At 72.1% G+C, this 23,818-nt stretch carries 24 protein-coding genes; 17 read left to right on the forward strand and 7 right to left on the reverse strand.

Translation table 11 applies throughout. The features are described 5' to 3' along the window. Window positions 1-20: 20 nt before the first annotated feature. The 9 genes from HD593_RS49415 to HD593_RS49455 all read left to right on the forward strand — a co-directional run bounded on the left by HD593_RS49415 (window position 21) and on the right by HD593_RS49455 (window position 9,389). Window positions 21-1,283 carry an ABC transporter substrate-binding protein gene (locus tag HD593_RS49415; protein ID WP_185109810.1) on the forward strand — a complete coding sequence of 421 codons (1,263 nt, stop codon included), beginning with the start codon at window positions 21-23 and terminating at the stop codon, window positions 1,281-1,283. Between the two features lies 1 nt (window position 1,284). Further along, window positions 1,285-2,226, forward strand: coding sequence for a carbohydrate ABC transporter permease (locus tag HD593_RS49420; protein ID WP_185109811.1), 942 nt, complete (start codon window positions 1,285-1,287; stop codon window positions 2,224-2,226). Continuing rightward, window positions 2,216-3,046 carry a carbohydrate ABC transporter permease gene (locus HD593_RS49425; protein ID WP_185109812.1) on the forward strand — a complete coding sequence of 277 codons (831 nt, stop codon included), beginning with the start codon at window positions 2,216-2,218 and terminating at the stop codon, window positions 3,044-3,046. The genes HD593_RS49420 and HD593_RS49425 overlap by 11 nt, the downstream gene beginning before the upstream one ends. 2 nt (window positions 3,047-3,048) lie before the next feature. Beyond that, on the forward strand, window positions 3,049-4,902 hold the full coding sequence (locus HD593_RS49430; protein ID WP_185109813.1) for a hypothetical protein: 1,854 nt from the start codon (window positions 3,049-3,051) through the stop codon (window positions 4,900-4,902). A gap of 69 nt (window positions 4,903-4,971) precedes the next feature. Beyond that, window positions 4,972-5,913 (forward strand): GlxA family transcriptional regulator, encoded by a 942-nt coding sequence (locus tag HD593_RS49435; RefSeq protein ID WP_185109814.1) that lies wholly within the window; start codon window positions 4,972-4,974, stop codon window positions 5,911-5,913. 47 nt (window positions 5,914-5,960) lie between these two features. After that, complete coding sequence (locus tag HD593_RS49440) at window positions 5,961-6,956, forward strand: hypothetical protein (RefSeq protein ID WP_185109815.1); 996 nt, start codon at window positions 5,961-5,963, stop codon at window positions 6,954-6,956. A gap of 57 nt (window positions 6,957-7,013) precedes the next feature. Next, entirely contained in the window at window positions 7,014-8,105 is a 1,092-nt protein-coding gene (locus HD593_RS49445) for a hypothetical protein (RefSeq protein ID WP_185109816.1), read from the forward strand. 36 nt (window positions 8,106-8,141) lie between these two features. After that, window positions 8,142-8,798, forward strand: a complete 657-nt coding sequence (locus HD593_RS49450; protein WP_185109817.1) for a class I SAM-dependent methyltransferase — start codon at window positions 8,142-8,144, stop codon at window positions 8,796-8,798. A 3-nt stretch (window positions 8,799-8,801) separates the two neighbouring features. Beyond that, window positions 8,802-9,389 (forward strand): NUDIX hydrolase, encoded by a 588-nt coding sequence (locus HD593_RS49455; RefSeq protein WP_185109818.1) that lies wholly within the window; start codon window positions 8,802-8,804, stop codon window positions 9,387-9,389. 8 nt (window positions 9,390-9,397) lie between these two features. Here the strand turns inward: HD593_RS49455 and HD593_RS49460 are convergent, their stop codons facing one another. Continuing rightward, window positions 9,398-10,426, reverse strand: a complete 1,029-nt coding sequence (locus HD593_RS49460) for a saccharopine dehydrogenase family protein (RefSeq protein ID WP_185109819.1) — start codon at window positions 10,424-10,426, stop codon at window positions 9,398-9,400. 101 nt (window positions 10,427-10,527) lie between these two features. Here HD593_RS49460 and HD593_RS49465 point away from each other — a divergent pair, with 101 nt between their 5' ends. Further along, the gene (locus HD593_RS49465) at window positions 10,528-11,493 is read left to right on the forward strand and encodes a helix-turn-helix domain-containing protein (protein ID WP_185109820.1); all 966 of its coding nucleotides are present in this window, start codon (window positions 10,528-10,530) and stop codon (window positions 11,491-11,493) included. Here HD593_RS49465 and HD593_RS49470 read toward each other — a convergent pair. Beyond that, on the reverse strand, window positions 11,490-12,905 hold the full coding sequence (locus HD593_RS49470) for an alpha/beta hydrolase family protein (RefSeq protein WP_185109821.1): 1,416 nt from the start codon (window positions 12,903-12,905) through the stop codon (window positions 11,490-11,492). The genes HD593_RS49465 and HD593_RS49470 overlap by 4 nt on opposite strands. Before the next feature lie 79 nt (window positions 12,906-12,984). On the opposite strand from HD593_RS49470, the gene HD593_RS49475 reads away from it, so the two are divergent. Beyond that, window positions 12,985-13,548 (forward strand): ArsR/SmtB family transcription factor, encoded by a 564-nt coding sequence (locus HD593_RS49475; protein WP_185109822.1) that lies wholly within the window; start codon window positions 12,985-12,987, stop codon window positions 13,546-13,548. Window positions 13,549-13,563: 15 nt separating this feature from the next. On the opposite strand, the gene HD593_RS62795 is transcribed toward HD593_RS49475, so the two are convergent. Together HD593_RS62795 and HD593_RS65610 are read right to left on the reverse strand one after the other, a co-directional pair. Then, the gene (locus HD593_RS62795) at window positions 13,564-15,027 is read right to left on the reverse strand and encodes a PQQ-dependent sugar dehydrogenase (protein WP_312904313.1); all 1,464 of its coding nucleotides are present in this window, start codon (window positions 15,025-15,027) and stop codon (window positions 13,564-13,566) included. A 321-nt stretch (window positions 15,028-15,348) separates the two neighbouring features. Continuing rightward, the gene (locus HD593_RS65610; RefSeq protein ID WP_185109824.1) at window positions 15,349-15,681 is read right to left on the reverse strand and encodes a hypothetical protein; all 333 of its coding nucleotides are present in this window, start codon (window positions 15,679-15,681) and stop codon (window positions 15,349-15,351) included. Window positions 15,682-16,008: 327 nt separating this feature from the next. Between HD593_RS65610 and HD593_RS49490 the strand changes: the two genes are divergently transcribed. Continuing rightward, a complete protein-coding gene (locus HD593_RS49490) occupies window positions 16,009-17,331 on the forward strand; it encodes an alpha/beta hydrolase family protein (RefSeq protein WP_185109825.1) in 1,323 nt (440 codons plus the stop codon). A gap of 57 nt (window positions 17,332-17,388) precedes the next feature. On the opposite strand, the gene HD593_RS49495 is transcribed toward HD593_RS49490, so the two are convergent. Beyond that, window positions 17,389-17,934: a YceI family protein gene (locus tag HD593_RS49495; RefSeq protein WP_185109826.1), complete on the reverse strand. Its 546-nt coding sequence runs from the start codon at window positions 17,932-17,934 to the stop codon at window positions 17,389-17,391. 86 nt (window positions 17,935-18,020) lie between these two features. Between HD593_RS49495 and HD593_RS49500 the strand changes: the two genes are divergently transcribed. From HD593_RS49500 to HD593_RS49515, 4 genes are all read left to right on the forward strand, one after another. Next, on the forward strand, window positions 18,021-18,485 hold the full coding sequence (locus HD593_RS49500; protein WP_185109827.1) for a MarR family winged helix-turn-helix transcriptional regulator: 465 nt from the start codon (window positions 18,021-18,023) through the stop codon (window positions 18,483-18,485). Window positions 18,486-18,593: 108 nt separating this feature from the next. Beyond that, window positions 18,594-18,986 carry a GntR family transcriptional regulator gene (locus HD593_RS49505; protein WP_312904314.1) on the forward strand — a complete coding sequence of 131 codons (393 nt, stop codon included), beginning with the start codon at window positions 18,594-18,596 and terminating at the stop codon, window positions 18,984-18,986. Continuing rightward, window positions 18,983-19,873 (forward strand): ABC transporter ATP-binding protein, encoded by an 891-nt coding sequence (locus HD593_RS49510; RefSeq protein WP_185109829.1) that lies wholly within the window; start codon window positions 18,983-18,985, stop codon window positions 19,871-19,873. Before HD593_RS49505 ends, HD593_RS49510 begins: the two co-directional genes overlap by 4 nt. Continuing rightward, on the forward strand, window positions 19,870-20,934 hold the full coding sequence (locus HD593_RS49515; RefSeq protein ID WP_185109830.1) for an ABC transporter permease subunit: 1,065 nt from the start codon (window positions 19,870-19,872) through the stop codon (window positions 20,932-20,934). The genes HD593_RS49510 and HD593_RS49515 overlap by 4 nt, the downstream gene beginning before the upstream one ends. 3 nt (window positions 20,935-20,937) lie before the next feature. On the opposite strand, the gene HD593_RS49520 is transcribed toward HD593_RS49515, so the two are convergent. Together HD593_RS49520 and HD593_RS49525 are read right to left on the reverse strand one after the other, a co-directional pair. Continuing rightward, on the reverse strand, window positions 20,938-21,906 hold the full coding sequence (locus HD593_RS49520; protein WP_185109831.1) for a threo-3-hydroxy-L-aspartate ammonia-lyase: 969 nt from the start codon (window positions 21,904-21,906) through the stop codon (window positions 20,938-20,940). A gap of 37 nt (window positions 21,907-21,943) precedes the next feature. After that, window positions 21,944-22,855, reverse strand: a complete 912-nt coding sequence (locus tag HD593_RS49525; RefSeq protein WP_312904315.1) for an alpha/beta fold hydrolase — start codon at window positions 22,853-22,855, stop codon at window positions 21,944-21,946. Window positions 22,856-22,944: 89 nt separating this feature from the next. Here HD593_RS49525 and HD593_RS49530 point away from each other — a divergent pair, with 89 nt between their 5' ends. After that, window positions 22,945-23,754, forward strand: a complete 810-nt coding sequence (locus HD593_RS49530; protein WP_185109833.1) for an SAM-dependent methyltransferase — start codon at window positions 22,945-22,947, stop codon at window positions 23,752-23,754. Window positions 23,755-23,818 lie beyond the last annotated feature (64 nt).

Below are 23,818 nucleotides of genomic sequence, written 5' to 3' on the forward strand. Positions count from 1 at the left end.
GCCAGAAGGAGAAACCCCCCATGAAAGCATCCGGGAAGCTGGCGGCACTCTCGCTGACCGCCCTCCTCACCATCACCGCCTGCGGCGGCGGCGACACCGGGACGGCCGCGCAGGGCCCGCAGCCGTTGCGCATGTCGATCTGGACCTCCAACGAGGCCCACCTGAAGCTGTTCAAGGAGATCGCCGCCGAGTACCGCAAGTCCCGTCCGCAGGTCGGCGAGATCACCTTCGACCCGATCCCGTTCGAGAACTACACGACCACGCTGACCACGCAGATCGCCGGCGGCAACCCGCCCGACCTGGCGTGGATCATGGAGAACTCCGCGCCCGACTTCGTCGGCTCGGGCGCCCTCGTCCCGCTCAAGAGCAAGATCGAGAACGCGGGCGAGCTGGTCCCGGCCGCCACCCGGCTCTGGCAGCACGACGGTGAGCTGTACGCCTACCCGTTCTCCACCTCGCCCTTCGGCGTCTTCGTCAACACCGACCTGGTCAAGGCCGCGGGCCAGAAGGCGCCGCGTGACCTGATGAAGGCCGGCCAGTGGGACTGGGAGCACGCCAACGAGATCAACAAGGCCGTGGCGGCGAAGGGCAAGAACGGCCTGACCATCCTGAACTTCGACTACAAGGCCTGGGACAACCTCGCCACGATCTGGCAGGGCTGGGGCGCCAAGGCGTGGAGCGATGACGGCGCCACCTGCCAGTTCAACGCGCCCGAGATGGTCGAGGCCATGACGTTCATGCACAAGGCGATCTTCACCGACAAGTCGATGCCCGGCCCCGGCACGGCCGTGGACTTCTTCTCCGGTGACACCGCGATGGCCGTGGCCCAGATCTCGCGCGCCGCGATGCTGGAGGACTCGACGTTCAAGTGGGACCTGGTGCCGCTGCCCGCCGGGCCGAAGGGCGAGTACGCGGTCATCGGCCAGGCCGGGATCGGCGTGCTGAAGAAGTCGCCGAGGGCCGAGCAGGCCACCGACTTCCTCGCCTACTTCGCCAACGCGGCCAACTCCGCCAAGCTCGCCGCGTACTTCCCGCCCGCGCGCGGCTCGCTGCTGACCGCCGACACCATGGCCAAGACCAGCCCCATGCTGAACGGCGACCAGCTCCAGGAAGTGGTGATCAACGGCATCGAGAAGGGCGTGGTCAAGCCCAGCCACACCGGCCAGGCCGAGCTCGCCCAGACCGCCAGGGCCGCCCTGGACCCGCTGTGGAAGCCGGACGCCGACGTCAAGGCGGTGCTGGACGGCGTGTGCGCGAAGATCCAGCCGCTGCTGGGCGGATGACGTGACGGCGACGAACCTGCGCGACCGGGTGGCGGTGCCCGCCGCCGCCCGGCCCCGCCCCTTCTGGACCATCCCCCGACGCGACGCCCTCGTCGGCTACCTGCTGATCTCGCCGCAGCTCGCGGGCAGCGCGCTGTTCGTCCTGCTGCCGCTCGGCCTGGTCGTCTACTACAGCCTCCAGGAGTGGAACGTGCTGGCGGGCACGTTCGACTTCGTCGGCGGCGAGAACTACGCCAAGCTGCTCGCCGACCCGAACATGGGCCAGGTGCTGGCCAGCACCGCGCTCTTCTCGGCCGGCCTGGTCGTGCTCAACCTCGCCCTCGCCCTGCTTCTCGCCGTCCTGCTGAACCAGCGGCTGGCCGGCACCACGTTCTTCCGCACGCTGTTCTTCTCGCCGGTGCTGGTGTCGCTGGTCGCCTGGACGATCGTCTGGCAGTTCCTGCTCCAGCAGGACGGCGGCGTCAACGGCCTGCTCGACGTGGCGGGCGTCGAGGGCCCCAACTGGCTGCGCGGCGAGGGCACCGCCCTGCTGTCGGTCGTCGTGGTCCAGGTCGTCAAGAACGTGGGGCTCAACATGGTCCTGTTCCTGGCGGCGCTGCAGGGCGTGCCGCGCCAGCTCTACGAGGCCGCGCAGCTCGACGGCGCCGGCGCCTGGACCCGGTTCCTGCGCGTCACCGTGCCGCTGATCAGCCCGACCATCCTGCTCACCTCGATCATCACCGTGGTCGGGTCGCTGCAGGTGTTCGCCCAGATCGCGGTGCTCACCCAGGGCGGGCCCGGCATGTCCACCACGGTCCTCGTCTACTACCTGTACCAGCAGGCCTTCCAGTTCCGGCACCTCGGCTACGGCGCCACCCTGTCGGTCCTGCTGTTCCTGATCGTCGCGGCGCTGACGCTGCTGCAGTGGCGGCTGCGCCGGAAGTGGGTCTTCCATGAGTCGTAGGGTCAAGCTCGCGCTGTACGCGCTGCTGTGCGTGCTGTGCGTGCCGTTCGTGTTCCCGACCTGGTGGATGGTCACCTCGTCGGTGAAGCCGATCAGCGACATCTTCGCCTTCCCGCCCGCGCTGGTGCCGTCCAGGTTCGACTTCTCCACCTATGGCCGGGTCTTCGAGCTGCAGCCGTTCGGGCAGCAGTACCTCAACAGCCTCTACATCGCGGCGGTGGTGACCGCCGGCACGATGGCGGTGGCCGCGATGGCCGGCTACGCGTTCGCCCGCGTCCGCTTCCCCGGCCAGAACGTGCTCTTCCTGGTCGTGCTCGTCGGCCTGCTCATCCCCAGCGAGGTGACGATCGTCCCGCTGTTCCAGATGTTCCACGCGGCGGGGCTGACCGACACGCACTGGCCGCTGATCCTGGTGCCGGTCCTCGGCGCGCCCAGCGTGCTGGCGACGTTCATCATGCGGCAGTTCTTCATCACGCTGCCCGGCGAGCTGGAGGAGGCCGCCAGGGTCGACGGGCTCGGCCGCTTCGGCACCTTCTGCCGCGTCGCGCTGCCGCTGGCCAGGCCCGCGATCGGCGCCGTCGCCATCTTCACGTTCCTGCACTCGTGGAACCTCTACCTCGAACCCATCGTGTTCCTGTCGACCCCGTCGAAGTTCACCCTGCCGCAGGCGCTCACCCAGTTCGTCGACGCCTACGGCTCGCCCCTGTGGAACGTGCAGCTCTCCGCCGCCACGATGACCGCCCTGCCCATCCTGGTCGTCTTCGTGCTGGCCCAGCGGCAGTTCATCGAGGGGCTCGCGCACACCGGTCTGAAAGGCTGACCATGCTCTCTCGCCGCACCCTCCTCCGCGCCGCCGCCCTGCTCCCGGCCGTCCCCGTGCTCGCGCCCGGCACCGCGTACGCCGCCATCCCCTCCCTGCCGGCCGTGGACCGCCGGTCGTTCGCGCCCCACGAGCAGCGCTTCGCGCCGTACCTGGCCACCCTCGCGCCCATGGTCAACGACATGGACGGCAGCGGCTTCTTCGCCGGCGGCTGGTGGCGCAGCCCGGCTGCGCCGTACAACGCCCGCGTGCAGGAGCACGTCTTCACGCTGGCCTGGTTCCACGCCAACGCCCGCCCGTGGAACCCGTACGCGGGGGACGCGGGACTGCTGGCCGCCCTCGACGCGGCGCTCGGCCACTACCTGTCGCTCCAGCACGCCGACGGCTCCTTCCCCGAGTACAGCCGCGACCAGCACGGCCTGGCGCCCACCGGGTTCGGCCTCGGCTACCTGGCCAAGACCCTGCGCGTCCTGCGCGCGAGCGGGGCGCTGCCCGCACGGCAGGCGCAGCTCACCGCCGCGTTGCGCAAGGCCATGACGTGGTTCCTGGACGGCGGCAACCCCGTCGTCTGGCAGGAGCACCTCACCTGGGCGAACCAGACCGCCTCGGGCCTGGCCGGCGCCTCGGTCGCGCTGGGGCTCGACCCCGACCCCGCGCTCTCCGCACGCCTGACGGAGGCGTTCGCCAGGATCGCCACGACCGGCCTGAGCTCCGCCGGCTTCTTCCACGAGGAGGGCGGCCACGACATGAACTACAACTTCGAGGTCATGCTCCCCGAGCTGGCCGACGCCTACCACCACAACCCCGACCCGCACCTGGTGGACCTGGCCCGCGCGTTCACCGGCTTCCTGTCCTACAACCTGCTGCGCGAGCCGGACGGCGCCGGATACCTGGTCAACGTCGCCCCCTCCACCCGCACCAGCACCCGCTGGTACGACGAGGTCAGGCCCGACCCCGACAGGACCGCGCTCAACTGGACGTTCACCCGCCAGGTGCCGCTGCTGTCGGCGTTCATGACCGCCCGCGAGGACCTGGCCGGGGCCCGTGCCGCCTGGGCCGCGTCCGCCGAGCCGGTGACGCCGCTCGCCAAGCAGGACACCTCGCCGCGCATCCTCACCCACGGCCTGCTCGGCGAGCGCTTCCCCAGCAGGCGGCAGCGGGCCGCCGCCATCGCGGACCTGCCCTACCTGCGCTCGTCCGACTTCGCCGAGCTGCGCAGGGACCGCGGCCAGGACTTCCTGTACGTCCGCAAGCCCGGCCTGTACCTGGGCGGCTACTTCGGCGACCGGGCCTCCCGCGCCCGCACGGGGCTCACCTTCCTGTGGCATCCCGACGCCGGCACGATCATCTGCGGCGTCAACAACAACAACCACGCCTGCTGGTCCACCGTCTTCCCCGGCCAGGTCCCCGACTCCAACGGCTCCCTGCCGGCCACCTACTTCCACGGCGCCCCCGGCGGCAGGGAGTGGACCGGCGGCCGGCCCCCCGCCGCCCTCGGCATCAGGTACGGCAACCCGGACGTCACCACGGACGTGCTGATCACCCGCCGCACGATCCGGCGCACGGTCAGGGCGAACGCCGCCGCCACCGAGCAGATCCCCCTGGTGCTCCGGCCCGACGACGTCCTCACCTTCACCGACGGCACGCGCGCCGCGTTCGGCGGCTCGACCACCGCCACCGCCGACGGCTTCGACGTACGCCGGGGCCGCACCACGATCCGCTTCCGCTGGGGCACCCCCATGCAGGCGACCGTCACGGCCGGCAGCCTGCACTACTTCCGCGACAACTCCCGCCGCTTCCACGCGCTGCGCATCCCGCACCAGGGCACGTTCGAGCTCACCGTCCTCATGGGGTGACAGGCATCATGGGGTGACAGGCTCCCGGCCCGCGCACCGGCCCGCGGTGCGGGCCGGTAGGTTCCGGTCATGCACACCGTCGCCGTACTCGCGCTCGACCAGGTGATCCCGTTCGACCTCTCCGTCCCGATCGAGGCGTTCACCCGGGCGCGGCTGGCCGACGGGCGTCCCGGCTACCGGACCCGGGTGTGCGGCGAGGGGGGCGAGGTCGACGCCGGGGCGTTCACGATGCGGGTGCCCTGGGGGCTGGACGGCCTCCAGGGAGCGGACACGATCATCGTGGCGGGCACCTCGGCCCCGTTGGCGCCGCTGCCCGGCGGCGTCCGCGACGCCCTGCGCGCGGCGGCCGCGAACGGCACCCGCATCGCCTCCATCTGCTCCGGCGCCTTCCCGCTGGCCGCCACCGGGTTGCTGGACGGTCAGCGGGTGACCACCCACTGGATGCTGGCCGAGCGGCTGGCCGCCGCCTACCCGCGGCTGGAGGTCGCCCCCGACGTCCTGTACGTGGACAACGGCCAGTTCCTCACCTCGGCCGGGGCCGCCGCCGGGCTCGACCTCTGCCTGCACCTGATCCGCCGCGATCACGGCTCGGCCGTGGCCGCCGACGCCGCCCGCCTGTCGGTCATGCCGCTGGAGCGGGAGGGCGGGCAGGCCCAGTTCATCGTCCAGGACCATCCGGCCGTACCGCGCGGCTCGGAGCTGGAGCCGCTGCTCGCCTGGCTGCAGGACAACCTCGCCAGCAGCCTGACCCTCGACGACATCTCGGCCCGCGCCGGCATGAGCTCGCGCACGCTGACCCGCCGCTTCCGCGAGCAGACCGGCTCCACCCCGCTGCAGTGGCTGCACCGCGCCCGCATCCGGCAGGCCCAGCACCTCCTCGAGACCACCCGGCACCCGGTCGAGCGCATCGGCGCGCAGGTCGGCTTCGGCTCGCCCACCGCCTTCCGCGACCGCTTCAAGAGGACGACCGGCGTCAGCCCCAACAGCTACCGGCGCGCGTTCGGCTCCTGAGCATCCAGGGAGATGCCCGGCCCGGCCGATCACGATCGACTGTAGTCATGACAGGCAGAATCGTGATGGCGGCGATGCTGGTCCTCGCCGCGTTCGCCGTCGCGCCCCAGGCAGCGGCGGCACGATCATCGGCGTGCACCTGGCGGACGCAGGCGCTCCAGGTGCCCACCGGCGCGACCCAGCACCAGGTCAGCGCCACCGACCACCACGGCGGGTACTCCGGCAGCGCCTACTTCCCCGACTCCGGCTGGCGGATCGTCTACTGGAAGGACGGCCGGGTCATCGACTACGGCTCGTCCGGCCACGGCACCGACCGGGTCGTGGACCAGAACAGCAGCGGGACCATCGCGGGCACGTCCGTGACGGGCCTGTGGGGAGCGTCCGCGATCTCCTTCCGCATCCGCGACGGCCGGCGGGAGCGGCTGACCCCGTATCCCGGCGCGGAGCTGAACAGCAGGGCCATCGGGATCACCGAGAGCGGCGACGTCTACGGCAGCGCCGTGGTCTGGGAGGGCAACACCACCGTGTACGTGGCCGTGCGCTGGCCGTACGACCGGCCCGGCGTGGTCGAGAAGGTGACGGGCCTCCCCGAAGGCATGCGGGTGGTCGACGTGGACCGCGACGGCACCTTGCTGGTGGGGACGGAGACGACCTACCCGTGGCCGCACCTGTGGCGCGACGGCCGGCTCACCCGACTGCCGGAGGTGCCGGACATGCAGTTCGGGTACGCCAGGGCCGTCGCCGACGGGATGGTGGCCGGGATGCTCCGGGTGGGCTCCGAGCCGAACCGGCCGGCGTACTGGGACCGGAACGGGCAGCCGCACCAGCTGTCCCAGAGCTCGGTGGCCGAGCACATCAACAGGAACGGGCTCATCGTCAGCTCCCTGACGTCCACGCCGTTCCAGGTGTGGCGGTTCGGAACGCTGGTGGGCCAGCTCGGCGACGCCGCCTCCGTCACGACGATCGGGGACGACGACAGCATCGGCGGCACGATCCGCGGTGCGAACCATCTGCCGGCCGCGGCCGTCTGGCGGTGCAGCTGAGATCATAATTGTGGGGTAGTTGCGGCACGTGGGGATGGTGTGTCCCACAATGGGGTGATGTCATACCCTCAGCAGCCCCCTTCTCAAGGGCCCTGGGGGCCTCAGGGGCACCAAGGGTACGGGCCGCCATCAGGCCAGGGCACCCCCGGCTACGGCCCCCCTCAGGCCCCCGGACACGGGCCCGGCTACGGGCAACCCCAGAACCAGCCCGGGCCGCCCCAGGGTCAGCCCGGCTACGGACCGCCCCAGGGCCAGCCGGGCGGCCATGGGCAGCCCCAGGGCCAGCCGGGCTACGGGCAGCCCTCGGGCCAGCCGGGCTACGGGCAGCCCCCCGGCCAGCCGGGTTATGGGCAGCCCCCGGGCCAGTACGGCAACCAGGCCGGGCCGCCGCCGCCCTACGGCCCTCCGCCGGGCAACCGCAACAACCCGGTGCTCATCGGCGTGATCGTCGCCCTGGCGGCGCTCCTCCTGCTCGGAGGCGGCGCCTTCGGCGCGTACGCCTACCTCAACTCCCCGGGCCCGTCCCCCACCCCCATCGCCCAGCCGAGCACCCCGCCGACGTCCGCCCCACCCACCTCCGCACCACCGTCGTCCGCACCACCGTCGTCCGCACCGCCGTCCCCGACCGAGTCCCCCGAGCCGTCCAGCACGCCCAGTAACAGCTCGGGCGGCCCGCTGGAGCACACCGAGTTCGGCAACTGGAACTACTCCTTGAAGGGCGAGAAGTACGCGGCACGCAAGGTCGGCGGCTGGACGTACGACTCGTGTGACCCGCTGGACGCCGAGGGCGTGCTGGGCGACAACGACTGCGAGAACGCCATCCAGCTCGCCTACACCGCCTACGGCGGGAACCTCAGGGCGGTGCAGATCGTCCTGCAGTTCCCCGAGGCCGGCGATGCCAAGAAGACCGCGAACCAGCTCAAGAACAACGCCGACGAGAAGATCGCCTGGCGCCGGGCCAGCGCTCACAGCAGGTACGCCTACGGCGCGATCTACACGGGCGCGTACATGAACTACGTGGTCGTCACGGTCGTCACCACCAACGAGTCGGCCAAGCCCAAGGCCAAGAAGTTCCACACCGCCATGCAGACCGACCGCGGTGTCTACTTCTTCCTGGGCCGCCAGGACGAGCGGGTCGTCACGAGCTAGCCGCGGCTGTCGGTCGCCGGGGCTATCGTCCTGGCCGTGACCGAATCTTCCTACCTCCACGAGACCCGGGTGGCCTACGACACCGTCGCCGCCGACTACGCCGAGCTGCTCCGCGACGAGCTCGACGGCAAGCCGCTGGACCGCGCGATGCTGGCGGCGTTCGCCGAGCTCGTCCGGGAGGCCGGGGAGGTCGCCGACCTCGGCTGCGGCCCCGGCCGCGTCACGGCCCACCTGCGGGCTCTGGGGGTGGACGCGTTCGGCGTCGACCTGTCACCCGAGATGATCGCCGTCGCCCGCCGGAGCCACCCGGGGGTGCGGTTCGAGGTGGGGTCGATGACCGCGCTGGACCTGGCGGACGAGGCCGTCGGCGGCGCGGTCCTGTGGTACTCGACCGTGCACACGCCGCCGGAGCTGCTGCCGAAGGTCTTCGCCGAGGCCCATCGGGTGCTGGCGCCGGGTGGTCACCTGCTGATCGCGTTCAAGGTGGGTGACCAGCGTCGCCACCTGAGCAGGGGGTACGGGCACGAGTTGTCGCTCGACGTCTACTGGAATCCGCCCGAGCAGATCGCCGAGCTGCTGGGCAAGGCCGGGCTGGTCGTGGACGCCCGGCTGATCCGCGAGCCCGACGCGAGCGAGCGGCCCCGGTCCGGGCAGCAGGGCTTCTTCCTGGCGTACAAGCCCGGCCGGGACTGATCGATGCCGCCCGCTGCCGAGCAGCCCGGGGCACTGGTCCGCGCCCTGGTCGAAGGGGTCTCCCCGCACGATGCCCGGGAGGCCGCGGACCGCCGGTGGACGCTGGACTGGGTGGACTCCGGCGCACCGCTGTTCCGGGTGGCCAGGCCGGCGACGCCGCCGCGGCATCTCGTCGTGTACGCCGCCCTGGTGGACCGGGGCCGCGGCTCGATGATGCTCGTCGACCACCGGAAGGCCAGGGCGTGGCTGCCGCCGGGCGGGCACGTCGATCCCGGCGAGGATCCGCGCCGGACGGTGCTGCGCGAGGTGGAGGAGGAGCTGGGCCTCGCCGGGCGCTTCGACCCGGTGCTCGGCTCCGCCCCGTTCTTCCTCACCGTGACGCGGACGCGCGGGGCGGATCCGCACACGGATGTGACGCTCTGGTTCGTGCTGGAGGGGGATGAGCGGGCGCCGATCACGCCCGATCTGGCCGAGTTCGCCGAGGTGCGCTGGCACGCCCTGGAGGACGGCGCACGCTGGGCGCCGGATGCGTTCGATCCGGAGATGACGCGGTTCGTGGCGAAGTTGTCGGCGGACGGCCGGTTCCCCTGAACGTGGGGCTACGGGCGCAGGTCCACGGAGAGGTGGGCGGACAGGGCGCGGAGGAAGTCGGGCGCGTCGAAGATCTCGCCGGCGGAGGCGACGCCGGCCGTCCTGGTCCGCCCCATGAGGACCCGCTCGACCGCCTCCACCACGAGCGGCGCGGTGACGGCGTAGATGTCCTGCCCCGTGGCCACGGCCCGCCGCTCGCGACCGCCCGAGCGCACGACGACGTCCACGAGGAACGTCTGCGCCGAGCGCCCCGACTCGTCGGCCGGGGCGGGCGCCGGCGCGTCGGGTGTCACCACGTCCCTGGCCGCCTCGACCGTCATGTACGTCCGGACCTCGGGGATGGCCAGGTGGCTGGGGACGGTGACGACGTCCGCCATCGTGAACTCGCCGATGACGTCCCGGGGCCCGACCGGCTCGGGGAAGGGCCACTCCAGTGTCGGGGCCTGGTCGTCGCGGTACTCCAGCCTGCCGTTCGCGAACCGGACGCGCCGGCCGTCCCGCCGCTCCCGCGAGATCACGCCCGAGGCGCGCGTCCCGGCGGTGGGGTGCCAGCTGCTCAGCGCGTACGCGATGTGCGCCTCGTCGGCCGACGTCCAGTCGCCCATGGCGGCGGTGGCCAGCAGGTCGCCGAGGCCGCCGTAGAAGGCCATCGCGGGGACGATCACCGCTCCGGCGGCCCGGGCCCGCTCGCCGAAGTGCGCGAACGTGTCGGCGTTGGCCTCGATCTCGGCCGCCACGTCCAGGTAGGGGATCCCGGCGCGCAGCGCCGCCTCGATCACGGGGCCGCCGGTCGTGGCGAAGGGCCCGGCGCAGTTGATCACGGCCGCCGCTCCGGCCAGCGCGCGGTCGAGCGCGGCCGGGTCGTCGACCGACGCCGGACGGGCCTCCAGCCCGCTCTCGTACGCCAGCGCCTTCAGCTTGTCGGCGTCCCGCCCGGACAGGACCGGGACGAACCCGCGCTCGCGCAGCTCCGCCACCACGAAACGCCCGGTGTGCCCGTACGCGCCGAACACCGTGACCTTCTGCCCTGCACCCATGGGTTTCTCCCCCGCTCTCGGATGATCTGATGCGAACATCCTGGCAACGGCGACCATCCCGCACGAGTGTCCGGAACGCCAATAGCCATACAATTCCGGACATGCACACCGTCGCGCTGGCCGTCACCGACGGCATGCTGCACTTCGAGCTGTCCCTGGCGTACGAGGTCTTCGGCGCCGACCTGCGCCACCTGGCCGACCCCTGGTACGACTTCATGGTCTGCGGGCCGGGTCCGGTGCGGGCCGGCCGGTTCCGGCTGGAGCCCGACCACGGCCTCGACCACCTCGCGCGGGCCGGCACCGTGATCGTCCCGGGCTGGGCCGACGTCGACGTGGACCCGCCGGCCGACCTGGTCGAGGCGGTGCGCGCGGCCCACGAGGCGGGCGCGCGCGTGGCCTCCCTGTGCACGGGCGCGTTCGTGCTGGCCGCCGCCGGCCTGCTGGACGGCAGGCGCGCGACCACGCACTGGGCGCACACCCGGGAGCTGGCCACCCGCCACCCCCTGGTGGAGGTGGACCCCGACGTCCTGTACGTGGACAACGGCAGCGTGCTGACCTCCGCGGGCAAGGCCGCCGCCATGGACCTGTGCCTGCACCTGGTCCGCCTCGACCACGGCTCCTCGGTCACCAACGCGGTCGCCCGCCGCCTGGTCGTGCCGCCGCACCGGGACGGCGGCCAGTCCCAGTTCGTCACCACCCCGGTGCCCGCCCCCGACAACCATCCGCTGGCCGAGTTGTTCCCGTGGGTGATGGAGCGGCTGGACCACCCGCTGACCGTGGAGGACCTGGCCCGCCAGGCCCGGATGAGCTCGCGCAACCTGGGCCGCCACTTCAGGTCGGTGACCGGCACCACCCCGCTGCAGTGGCTGCTGACCCAGCGGATCCGCCACGCCCAGGAGCTGCTGGAGACCACCGACGACAGCGTCGACACCATCGCCGCGGCCACGGGCATGGGCACCGCCACGACCCTGCGCAGGAACTTCAACCGCACGGTAGGCGTGCCCCCGGACGCCTACCGCCGTACGTTCCGCTCGCGCGCCCGCACCGGCCATCACGCGGGCGTCTAGGGCAGCAGCAGTCCCCAGTACAGCGCCCAGGGCACGAACACCACGCCGCCCGCGACCAGCAGTCCGAGCCGCACCCGCTCGCCTCGCGGACCCGCCTGCCGGGCCCGTGCCACCGCGGCCGCCGTGACCGCGGCGGCGGCGACGGTCGCGACCGCGATCGCCTGGAGCGCGAGCCACAGGATCGGCCTGTCACCTGCCATGGGCCCGGGCACGGACAGCTTCCCGCCCGTCATGACCAGGTAGAGCAGGTACGCGAACCCGCCCAGCAGCGCCACCAGCCCGCCCGCGCTAGCCAGCCGTGCCGCCTTGACCGGTGTGACGGCCGCGCGCCGCCTGACCCGCCGGACCAGGGCCACCACGGGATACCCGCCGAACGCCACCAGGAGCAGCACCACGACCACGAGCTGCATCGCGGCCGACTCCCACCACGCGGTGGGCGGCATCCCGAAGCTGTCGCTCGCCTGCACCGGGTCCGGCCCGGACACCTGGGCCACGGGTGCGCGCCCGGAGGTCGCCTCGCGTACCCACGTCCCGACCAGCTCGGCGTAGCCGGGCGCCAGCTCGGGCAGCCGGGTGACGCCGCCGTCGGGCGTCAGGTGGGCGGCGTGGTCGGCGTCGGCGAAGAACCGGAACGCGTAGCGGCGGTTCCCGCCGTCCTCCAGGGCCTCGGCCATGATCGGCGGCGTCTCCCTGGGCGGGGTGAGCAGGTCGTGCACGCCCCAGATGCCGAGCACGGGCTGCCGCACCTTCGCCAGGAAGGGCACCGGATCGTGTTTCGGCTCGGGGAACATCCCGCCGTCCGCGATCACCCGGTACAGGCTGGGCTCGGCCCGGTCCACCAGCGACCCGCCCACGCCCGCCTTGCGCAGCCCCGCCGCCGTGGCCCAGGACTGCTGCCGCAGCGGGCTGAGCGCGTTGGCGCCGACGAGGATGACGAAGGCGATGTCGGTGGAGCGGCCGGCGGCGATCGGCGCCACCCACCCTCCCTCGCTGAGCCCCCAGATGCCGACCTTGGCCGGATCGACGCCGGGCTGCCGCCGGAGCGTCCCGACGGCGCCCAGGGCGTCCTCGGCGAGCTGCGCGTACGACCGCTTGAACAGCGAGTAGCCCACCGAGCGCTTGTCGTAGACGAGCACGGACATGCCCTGCCGGGCGAACGCCACGGCCTCGGCCAGCAGCTTCTCCCGGCGGGTGCCGGTGCCCGCGCCGTGCACCAGCACGACCCCCGGCCGCCCGGCGGTGGCGGCGGCCGGGCTGATCACGCTGCCGCGCAGCTCCAGGTCCCCGCCGCCGCGGAAACTCACCTCGGTGGACGTCAGGTCGCCCGGTAACCCCGGTGGCGCGGTGGCGTGGGCCGGAAGGGCGAGCGCGATGACCAGGAGGGCGACGAGCGTCGCCAGGATCTTCCTCATACCGCCGAGACTAGTCTGCAGAGAGATGTCGGCAAAGGGATGTCTGCAGATATCGTTCTGGAGGACTAGCCTTCTCCTCATGAAGGACGACGAGCCGTACGTGCTCGATGACCCCGACCGGCTCAAGGCGCTGGCGCACCCGATGCGCCGCCGCATGCTGACCCACCTGAACGTGCACGGCCCCGCCACCTCCACCACCCTCGGCGAGCTGCTGGGCGCCAAGACCGGCACGACCAGCTACCACCTGCGCCAGCTCGAGAAGTACGGCTTCATCGAGGAGATCCCCGAGCGCTCGACGGGCCGCGAACGCTGGTGGCGGCGTGCTCAGATCCCGAGGGACATGCGCCTGCCGACCCCCGACCAGGTCCCCGCCGAGGACAGGGCGGTGCTGGAGGAGTTCCACCGGATCGGCTACGAGGAGGACCGCGTCCTGTTCGAGCGCTTCCCGGCCGCCTACCAGGCCGATCCCGCCTGGGCCAGGGGCTCGCGCGGGCTGGCCCGGATGACCAGGCAGGACCTGGACGCGTTCTACGAGGAGTACATCGCCCTGCTGCTGCGCTACAGCCGCCCGGCCGACGAGGCCCCGCCGGAGGCCCGCCCGGTGTACGTCCGCTTCTTCACCCTGCCCGCGGACGAGGGCTGACCTCCGGCGGCCCTCTCAGCGGGTGACGGCGCAGGTGTCCCTGTTGAGCGTGAACCGGCTCGGCGGGGACGCGTCGCCCGTGTGGCTGACGAGGTAACCCATCGTCACGCTCTGGCCGGGGGCGACGGAGCCGTTGTGGCCGGCGTTGACGGCGCTGACCATGTCACCGCTCTGGGTGAGGTCGGTGTTCCAGTCCGAGACGACGCTCTGCCCCCTGGCGAGCGGGAAGCGCAGCGTCCAGCCGCTGATCGGCGCCGTGCCGGTGTTGGTGATCGTGAGGTCCACGGTCAGGCCGGTGCCCCACGTCCGCGTGGTGTAGGCGATCCGGCAGGTCGGCGCGGCGCGTTCGAAGGAGACGCGGTGCAGGCCGCCGGGCAGGTCGTTGACGACGTACAACTCGCCGTCCGGCGTCGCGCCGAACGCGGTGACCTGCGTCGGCATCTGGCCGAGCTCGGCCGCGGCGTAGCCGCCGGCGCCGTTCTCGCGCAGCGCCCACACGGTCATGTAGCAGTAGTCGGCGGCGATGTAGGTGCCGCCGACCAGGTCGGCGAACTGCTTGCCGCGGTAGACCTGCCCGCCGATGACCGCGCAGCCGCCGGTGTGCGGCGAGTAGGTGAAGACGGGCCTGGTGTACGTGGCGCCGGAGCCGCACTGGGTCTCGTCGAACACCTCCAGGCCCTCGTAGCAGGACCAGCCAAGGTTCGCACCGGCCTGCCGCCCGGCCTTGACGTGGTTGATCTCCTCCCACCGGCCCTGGCCGACGTCGCCGATCCACATCGAGCCGTCCGCGCGGTCCACGGAGAACCGCCAGGGGTTGCGGCCGCCGTACATCCAGATCTCGCCCCTGGCGCCCGCGACGCCGGCGAACGGGTTGTCGGCGGGGATGCAGTAGGCCAGCTCGCCACAGCTCCTGCGCACGTCCACCCGCAGGATCTTGCCCAGCAGGGTGTCCAGGCGCTGCCCGGTGTCGAAGGGGTCGCCGGCGGCGCCGCCGTCGCCGATGCTCATGTAGAGGTTGCCGTCGGTGCCGAAGGTGATCTGGCCGCCGTTGTGGTTGCTGTACTCGGCGTGCTCCTGGGAGAGCAGCGGCTCCAGGCGTGCCTCGTCCAGCCGGTACCTGCCCAGCGTCACGGCGCCGTCGGGCAGGGCGGTGTAGGCCAGGTACACGTCCTGGCTCTGCGCGAAGTCGGGGGCGAGGGCGATGCCGAGCAGCCCCCGCTCGTTGCCGGACTCGTCCACGGACGCGGTGACGTCGATGATCGGGGTCTGTCCGAGGCCGGTGTCCGGGTGGTAGACGCGTACGGTGCCGCGCTTCTCGGTGATGAACAGCCGGTCCGTCCCGTCGTCCGGGGCGGCGATCGCGGTGGGGCGGCGTAAGCCGAAGGCGACCTGGGTGGTGGTGGCGTTGATCTCTTCCAGCGGCGGCACGGCGGCCGCCATGTCGGCCGCCGTGGCGGCAACGGCCGGTGGGGCGCTCACGGGGGCTAGCAGCGGCAGGGACAAGGCGAGCAGCACGGGGACTGCCCAGCGTTTTCCTGGCATTTCACGGCTCCAGCGGCGAGGTCTCGTCGAGATGGGACGCTATCCGCTCGCCCGCGATCACCGGAACCACGCCACCGTGCCGGGCTGTGTCGCCGGGCCGTTCCGCGTGCTGACCTGGAAGATTGCGGGAGCGGCCCGGCGGGGCCGATGAAACGTACATCGCGCCGCCGTACGGCAAGGGGCCGCCTCCTCCTTCCCCGACAGGAAGCGGCCCCGGGATCACCGCACCGGCGGCGGGTGAACGCACCTGGACGGAGATCAGTCCAGGTTCGGCCACCACCACTTGTCGTTCTCGTCCTTGTCGTCCTTGACCGGCTCCTCCTTCACCGGCTCTTCCTTCACGGGCTCTTCCTTGACCGGCTTGTGCCTGAGGTGCTCGTGGTGCCGCTCGTTACGCGAGTAGTTGTCGTTGTGGACGATGACGTCGATCCGCGGCATGTGGTAGCGCGGGTTGTGCAGGATGGGCTTCTCCCTCGGCACGTACTTCGTCTTGGTGACGTGCTTAACCGGCGCGGAGGGCGGGCCTCCGGCCTCGACCGCGGGGTAGCCGGCGCTCGCGCTGGCAACCCCCACGCCCAGAGGAAGGAACATGACACCGGCGACCGCGCCGGTCAGAGCTAGTGCCGCGAGCCGCCCTTGGCGCGGGGCCCGCGATTGCCGAATTTGAGTGTTCACGTGCTCGTTTCCGTTCATGGATAGATCGGCCAGAATCCGGCGTCCCCCTGCTGGAAGAAGCGCCTAGACGGAAGCAGACGTACCCATGCGAATACTCTCAGTTACCTCCTTAAACCCAAACAACCCGTCAAAGCCCACAGATCTCAGGCAATAACCCGGCTCACACGGGGCGCTGGAGCCGGGGCCGCGACTGTTGTCTCATGGGATGGGGTCTCCCTCACCCCCGAAGAAAGGTGACGACCGATGCGCGCCCTCCTCCCGATCGTTCTCGCCGCCGCGCTGTGCGCGTTACCGGCCCCGCCCGCCGCGGGAGCGACCCCGGACGTCCCCGGCGACCAGCCCCTGCCGGGCTACACCATCGACAACCCGCCCCTCCCGCCGGCCACCGTGCACGGCAGGCCGAGCCGGGTCCTGCAAGGGGTGCACGAGCACGCGGCCTTCGACATCGAGGTGCCGCCGCGCTGGAACGGCGAGCTGGTGATGTGGGCGCACGGCTACCGCGGCGACACGACCGTCCTCACCGTGGAGCCGCCCTCCTACGGCCTGCGCCAGCGGCTGCTGGACCAGGGCTACGCCTGGGCCGCCTCCTCCTACTACGCCAACGGCTACGACGTGCGGGCGGGCGTGCTCAGCACCCGCGACCTCGTCACCCGCTTCACCCGCGAGGTGGGACGGCCGCACCGGACGTTCCTGGCCGGCGTGTCCATGGGCGGTCACGTCACCGTCCGCTCCATCGAGCAGTACCCCGGCCTGTACGACGCCGCGCTGCCCATGTGCGGGGTGCTCGGCGACCACGAGCTGTTCGACTTCTTCCTCGACTACCAGCTCGTCGCGCAGGACCTGGCCGACGTGCCCGCGTACCCGATCCCGGCGGACTACGCGACCTCGGTCGTGCCGAAGATCAAGGAGCGGCTCGGCCTGGGCGGCGCCGAACCCGGCAACGAGCTGGGCAGGCAGTTCCGCTCCATCGTGGTGAACCTCGGCGGCGGCGAGCGGCCGGGGGCGTCGGCGGCGTTCGCGTACTGGCAGGACTTCCTGTTCGGGCTGGCGGCGGCGGACGAGGGCGGCACGCTCGCGCAGGCGCCGGGCAGGGTGGCGACGAACCGCGGCACCGTCTACCAGCCGGCGGCGCCGGTGAACGTCAACGCGAGCGTGCAGCGGGTCGATCCGGCCGATCCGGTGGCGCGCCGTACGGGGCGGCTGACGGAGGTGCCCGCCGTCTCCGGCAGGATCGGCGTGCCCGTGCTGTCGCTGCACAACCTGGGCGACAACTTCGTGCCGTTCTCGATGGAGCAGCACTACCGCGCCGACGTGGCCCGTCACGGCCGCTCCGCGCTGCTGGTGCAGCGCGCGATCCGCGCGGCGGGGCACTGCGAGTTCAGCGCCGCCGAGGCGGGTGCCGCCTGGGACGACCTCGTACGCTGGCAGCGCACCGGCAAGCGGCCCCAGGGCGACGACGTGAGCCGCCCGGCGACGGTGGCCGCCCCCACCTACGGCTGCCGCTTCACCGACCCGTCGGCCTACCCGACCGGCACGCGGCCGCTGTACTCGCCCTGCCCCTCCTGACCGGCCCCTCCTGACCGGCCCGCAAGGTCACCGGCCACTGACGGCAGGCAGGCAGGCTCAGTCGTCCTTGACGGCCGACAGGTCGAACTCGAGCGTGATCTTCTCCGACACCATCACCCCGCCGGTCTCCAGGACGGCGTTGAAGCTGACCCCGAAGTCCTTGCGGTTGATCACGGTGCCGCCCTCGAAGCCGACCCGCTTGAACCCCATGACGTCCGTGGCGGATCCGGTGTACTCGATCGGGATGGTGATCTCCCGGGTGACACCGCGGATCGTCAGGTCGCCGGTCACCTCGAAGGCGTCGCCGCCCACGTGCTTGACCCCGGTGCTGGTGAACGTGATGTGCGGGTGCGTGGCGACGTCGAGGAACTCACCGGTGCGCAGGTGGTCGTCACGCTGGTCGTTGCCGGTGTCGACACCGGCCGCGTCCAGGACCACGCGGACGCTGGACGCGGCCGGGTTCGCGGCGTCCAGCGTGGCGGCGGCCTCCACGATGGGGAAGCTGCCGCGGACCTTGGTGACCATGGCGTGGCGGGCGACGAAACCGAAGCGGCTGTGCGCGGGGTCGATGGTGTAGGCACCACCCAGCTCGCTGGCGTACATGTCTGCTCCTCGCAAATTTAGTTCAGTACTGGAAGATTCAGCACGACAGTACATAGGTTTATTTCAGCGCGCAACAATTGAGTAGGATGCTGGGCGTGACCAGGTGGCTGAACGACGACGAACAACGCAGCTGGCGGGCATTCGCGCAGGCCAGCCGCCTGCTGATCGACCGGCTCGACCGCGACCTGCAGAACGAGGCCGGCATGCCGCCGACCTACTACGAGCTGCTGGTCCTGCTCTCCGAGGCACCCCAGCGCACCCTGCGGATGAGCGAGCTGGCCCGCTGGACCCGGTCCAAGCCCAGCCGCATCTCCCACGCGGTCAACAAGCTCGAACAGAGCGGCTGGGTGCGCAGGGAGCACTGCGAGGGGGACCGGCGCGGGTGGCTCGCCGTGCTCACGGACGAGGGCCTGGCCGCGCTACAGGTGGCGGCCCCGATCCACGTCGAGAGCGTACGGACGCGCCTGGTCGACGCGCTCACCCCGGAGCAGTTCCGGCAGCTCGGCGAGATCAGCCAGGTGCTGCTCGACCACCTGACCAAGTCCGACTGAGCGGCCGAGTCGTCCCTCGCCGCGCCTCACCGGTGACGCGGTTCTTTACCCGGGCCGTATGGTGACAGGCCTAGAAAGGCCTAGGAGACTAGCTAAATGGAGAAACCGGTGATCGAGTTCCATCTGGACAGCGGGTCGGGGGTCTCGCCGTACCAGCAGCTCGTCCGGCAGGTACGGCACGCGCTGCGGCTGGGCCTGCTGCGCGAGGGCGACCGGTTGCCTACGGTCAAGGAGGTGGTGGCCCAGCTCGCGATCAACCCCAACACCGTGCTGAAGGCGTACCGGGAGCTGGAACACGAGAAGCTCGTCGCCGCCAGGCCCGGGGTCGGGACGTTCGTGACGGCGACGCTGACCGACGCCACGCTCGCCGCGCACGGCCCGCTGCGGCAGGAGCTGCGGCGCTGGCTGGCCAGGGCGCGCGCGGCCGGGCTCGACGACGAGAGCATCGAGGCCCTGTTCATGACCACCTTCCGGAACACGGCGCAGGAGGACATCGCGTGACCGCTGTCCTGCAGGCCCAGGACCTGGGCAAGAAGTACGGCCGCCGCTGGGCGTTACGAGACTGCACGATCGACGTCCCCGCCGGGCACGTCGTCGGCCTGGTCGGCCCCAACGGGGCGGGGAAGACCACGCTGCTGAAGCTCGCCTGCGGCCAGCTCGCTCCGACGTCGGGACGGATCAGCGTGCTCGGCGGCCCGCCCGGTGACCGGGCGCACCTGGCCAGGGTCGGTTTCGTCGCCCAGGACACCCCCACCTACGCCGGCCTGACCGTGGCCGAGCACCTGCGGCTGGGCGCCCGGCTCAACTCCGGCTGGGACGCCGCGCTGGCGGAGGAGCGGATCGACCGGCTCGGCCTCGACCCCGGGCGCCGCGCGAGCAGGCTGTCGGCCGGCGAGCGGGCCCAGCTCGCCCTCACTCTGGGCCTGGCCAAGCGGCCCGAGCTGCTGGTCCTGGACGAGCCGGTGGCCGCGCTCGATCCGCTGGCCCGCCGCGAGTTCCTGCGCGGCCTGATGGAGGCCACCGCCGAGCACGAGCTGAGCGTGCTGCTCTCCTCGCACCTGGTCTCCGACCTGGAACGCACCTGCGACTACCTGATCGTGCTCGTCGACTCGCGGGTCCGCCTGGCCGGGGAGGTGGACGAGCTGCTGGCCACCCACCACCGGCTCACCGGCCCGCGCCGCGACCCCGACCGCCTCCCCGCGGACCAGTACGTCGTCTCCGCCCGGCACACCGACCGGCAGAGCACGTTCATCGTCCGCGCCGAGGGGCCCATCCTCGACCCGGCCTGGACGGTCGGCCGGCTCACCATGGAAGACCTCGTCCTGGCGTACCTGGAGCAGGCCGCCCCCGTCCGCCGCCGGCGGCCCGCGCTGGCGGTGGTGCGGTGATCTGGCTGGCCTGGCGGCAGTTCCGCGCCGCCGCCGCGATGACGGCCGCCGCGCTCGGCGTGCTCGTCGCGGTCCTGGCCGTGTCGCGCACCGCGCTCGTCGACCAGTACGCGCAGGGCCTCGACCTGTGCGCGCGGGGCGGGGACTGCGCGCGGTTCCTCGACCGGTTCTTCGACGAGCACCAGACCCCGTTCCTCGGCGTCACCGCCGCCGCCCTGGTCCTGCCCGCGCTCATCGGGCTCTTCTGGGGGGCGCCGCTGATCACGCGCGAGCTGGAGGCGGGCACGCACCTGCTGGTGTGGAGCCAGAGCATCACCCGTACGCGCTGGCTGGCCGTCAAGCTCGCGCTCATCGGCGTGGCCGCCGCGGTGGCCGGCGGGCTGGTCAGCCTCGCGGTGAGCTGGTGGGCCGGCGCGCTCGACCGGGCCGCCGTGGAGTTCCCGCTGATGGGGCCGCTGGTGTTCGGCGGGCGCGGGGTCGCCCCCATCGGGTACGCGGCCTTCGCGTTCGCTCTCGGGGTGACCGTGGGGATGCTCGTACGCCGTCCCCTGCCCGCGATGGCCGTCACCCTGGTGCTGTTCACCGCCGTCCAGATCGCCATGCCGATCCTCGTCAGACCTCACCTGCTCCCCCCGGCCCGCGCCTCGTTCGAGCTCTCCCCCTCGAACGTGGACCAGCTGCTCAGAGGCCGCGAGGGCGAGCTGGCCGTGGCCGTGGACACGCGCGTGCCCGGCGACCCCGGCGCCTGGGCGCTGTCCAGCCGGATCGTCGGCCCGTCGAGCACCACCGTCCCCGGCCTGGCGTCCGAGGACGGCACGCTCGTCCCCGTGCCCACGACCGCCGGCCCCTGCGACCTCCGGGCCCAGCCGGAGGGACCTCCTGAGAGGAGCGGGGACATCTGCCTCGACGAGCTGAACCGGCTGGGCTACCGGCAGGACGTCGCCTACCACCCTTCCAGCCGGTTCTGGCCGCTGCAGTGGTTCGAGACCGGCCTCTACGCCGCACTCACCCTGGGGCTCATGGGGCTGTGCCTGTGGCTGGTCCGCCGGCGGCAGTTCTGAGGCTCACGAGCCGCACAGCTCGGCGAAGCGGCGGGCGTCGACGTTCCCGCCTGAGACGATCACGCCGACCCTGCGCGGCAGGCCGGTGACCCGTCCGGACAGCAACGCGGCCAGCGGGGTGGCGCCGCTGGGCTCGATGACGATCTTCATCCGCTCGAAGGCGAAGCGCATGGCCGCGCGGATGTCGTCCTCGCTCACCAGGGCGATGCCGTCCACGAGGTGCCGGTTGATGGAGAACGTCAGCTCGCCCGGGATCTCGGCCGCCTGGCCGTCGGCGATCGTGCGCGGGATCGGGATCGACACCCGCTCCCCCGCCTCCAGCGACCGCTTGGTGTCGTCGCCCGCCTCCGGCTCGACGCCGATCATCCGGATCCGGGGCAGCAGGCCCTTGGCGGCCGTGGCGCAGCCGGCGATGAGGCCGCCGCCGCCGACCGGGACGAGCAGCGCGTCGAGGTCCTCGACGTCCTCGATCAGCTCCAGCGCGGCGGTGCCCTGGCCGGCGATGACGTGCGGGTGCTCGTACGGGGGGATCAGCGTCAGGCCGCGCTCGGCCGCCAGCGCCTCCCCGATGGCCACCCGGTCGCCGGTGTAACGGTCGTAGGTGACGATCTCGGCGCCGTAACCGGCGGTGGCCTCCAGCTTGGAACGCGGGGTGTCCTCGGGCATGACGATCACCGCGGTACCGCCCAGCTCGCGCGCGGCCAGGGCCGCCGCCTGGGCGTGGTTGCCGGAGGAGTACGCGGCGATGCCCCTGGCCAGCTGCTCCTGGGTGAGCCGGGAGACGGCGTTGTAGGCCCCGCGGAACTTGAACGCCCCGATGCGCTGGAAGTTCTCGCACTTGACGAAGACCTCGGCGCCCACCAGGGAGTCGAGGGTACGCGAGCGCAGGACGGGCGTGCGGTGGGCGACGCCCTTGAGGCGCGCGGCGGCGTCGTGGACGTCGTCCAGGGTGACCGGCAGTGCGTGGGTCATGCGTGCTGTTCCTTCTCGTCGGCTGGACCTGATCGTCTCAGGAACTCGGCTGGACGGGGTCGTCCAGGGAAGGTCGTTCCAGGAAGGCGGCCACCGCCTCCAGCCACGCGCGGGGCCGGTCCACGTGCGCCATGTGCCCGGCCTCGTCGAGCAGTACGGCGCGCGCCCGCGGGATCAGCTCCGCCGCCCGTTCGGCCTGGGCGGCGGGGAACGTCATGTCCTGCCTGCCGTGCAGCAGCAGGATCGGCACGCCGAGCGCGGCCAGGCGCGCGGCGGCGTCGCCGGGGCGGGCCCCGGGCAGCTTCCCCGCCCGCCACGGCCGCAGCCACTCGGCCGAGAAGCGGACGCGGGCGAGGCGGTCGCGGTAGCCGTCCAGGGCCTCCGCACGCCAGACGTCAGCCTCGGCCCCGGCGAAAGCCGCCGCCCGCGTCAGCTCGGGGCCGGTCGGATCGGCGCCAGCCGGATCGGAGGCGGCCGGATCGGAGGCGGCCTGGTCGCGGCCGGTCGGTGCCGCGTTGGACCATACGGCCGCCGCGGCGGCGGTGCGGCGGTCGCGTTCCGGCCAGCCCGCGAAGGCGTTCGGGGGGACGGGCAGCACGCTGCTGGAGGCGATCACGAGCCGCCGCACCCGATCGGGCGCGGCCAGTGCCAGCCGTTGCGCGATCAGACCACCGTAGGAGAACCCGAGCACGTCCGTCGTGGCCACGCCGAGCGCGTCGAGGAGCGCGACGAGGTCGCCGGTCGCGGCGGCCGGGGTGTACTGGTCGTCGGGCAGCCCGCGAGTGGATCGCCCGCACCCCCTCAGGTCCGGAAATATCAGGTCATGGCGGTCGGCGAGCCGGATGAGCGGATCGAGAAGGTACGAGTGGTCCCAGTCGGGGCCACCGTGGATCACCAGGAGCGGATCGCAAGCGGGAATTTCAGCCGTGAGCGCGGCGAACAATGTCACCACCGGATCCCCGCAAACCCCAACAAACTTCTCAAAAATCAACTATTTCTACCCCCCAGAATGCGGGCTACGATCCGTTCCATGCAGGAATGGGCACCCCGGGAGTAGACCCCACCCAACCCAGCATCGCCCGCGTTTACGACTATTTCCTCGGCGGCAAGAACAACTTCGAGGTCGACCGCAAGGTCGCCGAGGAGGCCCTGAAGATCGCCCCGGACGCGCGGGAGGCCGGCCGGGCCAACCGGGCCTTCCTGCGCCGGGCCGTGCGCCACTTGGCGGCCGAGGCGGGCATACGGCAGTTCCTCGATCTCGGCTCCGGCCTTCCCACGCAGGGCAACGTCCACGAGATCGCCCAGGCACTGGCCCCCGACGCGCACGTGGTCTACGTGGACCACGACCCCATCGTGCCGGCTTACGGCCGCGCGCTGCTCGCCGCCGACGACCGGACCACGGTCGTCTCCGGCGACATCCGCAACCCCGGGGAGATCCTGGACCATCCCGAGGTCCTGCGGCACCTGGACTTCGGGCGGCCGCTCGGGCTGCTGCTCGTCTCCGTGCTGCACCACGTCAACGACGACGAGGACCCGTCGGGCGTGATGGCCGCGTTCCGCTCCGTCCTCGCCCCCGGCAGCCACCTGGCCATCGTGCACTTCCACAACCCCGGCGACGAGCACCCGGAGGCGTCCAGGGTCGCCGTCGAGGCGGAGCGCAGCTTCAACCAGAACCTGGGGACCGGGCGCTGGCGTACGCGGGCGGAGATCGCGTCGTACTTCGGCGACCTGGACCTCGTCGAGCCGGGCCTGGTGCCGCTGGCCGAGTGGCGCGCCGAGCCGGGCGACGTCGTCCGCCAGGATCTGACGCACTACACCGTGCTGGCCGGCGTCGCCCGTAAACCCTGAACAATCACCTCCGTATTTCGTTTGTGGCGGAACCCAGAAATGGCCGTGCCGCCGCCTCCGCGAA

The organism is Nonomuraea rubra (genome assembly GCF_014207985.1).
In the GTDB taxonomy this organism is placed as follows: domain Bacteria; phylum Actinomycetota; class Actinomycetes; order Streptosporangiales; family Streptosporangiaceae; genus Nonomuraea; species Nonomuraea rubra.

Coding starts and splice junctions, on each gene's coding strand:
- HD593_RS49455 (WP_185109818.1), top strand. CDS start 8,802: ATGCCGCCCGCTGCCGAGCAGCCCGGGGCACTGGTCCGCGCCCTGGTC.
- HD593_RS49500 (WP_185109827.1), top strand. CDS start 18,021: ATGCTGGGCGTGACCAGGTGGCTGAACGACGACGAACAACGCAGCTGG.
- HD593_RS49430 (WP_185109813.1), top strand. CDS start 3,049: ATGCTCTCTCGCCGCACCCTCCTCCGCGCCGCCGCCCTGCTCCCGGCC.
- HD593_RS49415 (WP_185109810.1), top strand. CDS start 21: ATGAAAGCATCCGGGAAGCTGGCGGCACTCTCGCTGACCGCCCTCCTC.
- HD593_RS49440 (WP_185109815.1), top strand. CDS start 5,961: ATGACAGGCAGAATCGTGATGGCGGCGATGCTGGTCCTCGCCGCGTTC.
- HD593_RS49445 (WP_185109816.1), top strand. CDS start 7,014: ATGTCATACCCTCAGCAGCCCCCTTCTCAAGGGCCCTGGGGGCCTCAG.
- HD593_RS49490 (WP_185109825.1), top strand. CDS start 16,009: ATGCGCGCCCTCCTCCCGATCGTTCTCGCCGCCGCGCTGTGCGCGTTA.
- HD593_RS65610 (WP_185109824.1), bottom strand. CDS start 15,681: ATGTTCCTTCCTCTGGGCGTGGGGGTTGCCAGCGCGAGCGCCGGCTAC.
- HD593_RS49520 (WP_185109831.1), bottom strand. CDS start 21,906: ATGACCCACGCACTGCCGGTCACCCTGGACGACGTCCACGACGCCGCC.
- HD593_RS49530 (WP_185109833.1), top strand. CDS start 22,945: ATGGGCACCCCGGGAGTAGACCCCACCCAACCCAGCATCGCCCGCGTT.
- HD593_RS49475 (WP_185109822.1), top strand. CDS start 12,985: ATGAAGGACGACGAGCCGTACGTGCTCGATGACCCCGACCGGCTCAAG.
- HD593_RS49460 (WP_185109819.1), bottom strand. CDS start 10,426: ATGGGTGCAGGGCAGAAGGTCACGGTGTTCGGCGCGTACGGGCACACC.
- HD593_RS49495 (WP_185109826.1), bottom strand. CDS start 17,934: ATGTACGCCAGCGAGCTGGGTGGTGCCTACACCATCGACCCCGCGCAC.
- HD593_RS49425 (WP_185109812.1), top strand. CDS start 2,216: ATGAGTCGTAGGGTCAAGCTCGCGCTGTACGCGCTGCTGTGCGTGCTG.
- HD593_RS49435 (WP_185109814.1), top strand. CDS start 4,972: ATGCACACCGTCGCCGTACTCGCGCTCGACCAGGTGATCCCGTTCGAC.
- HD593_RS49465 (WP_185109820.1), top strand. CDS start 10,528: ATGCACACCGTCGCGCTGGCCGTCACCGACGGCATGCTGCACTTCGAG.
- HD593_RS49470 (WP_185109821.1), bottom strand. CDS start 12,905: ATGAGGAAGATCCTGGCGACGCTCGTCGCCCTCCTGGTCATCGCGCTC.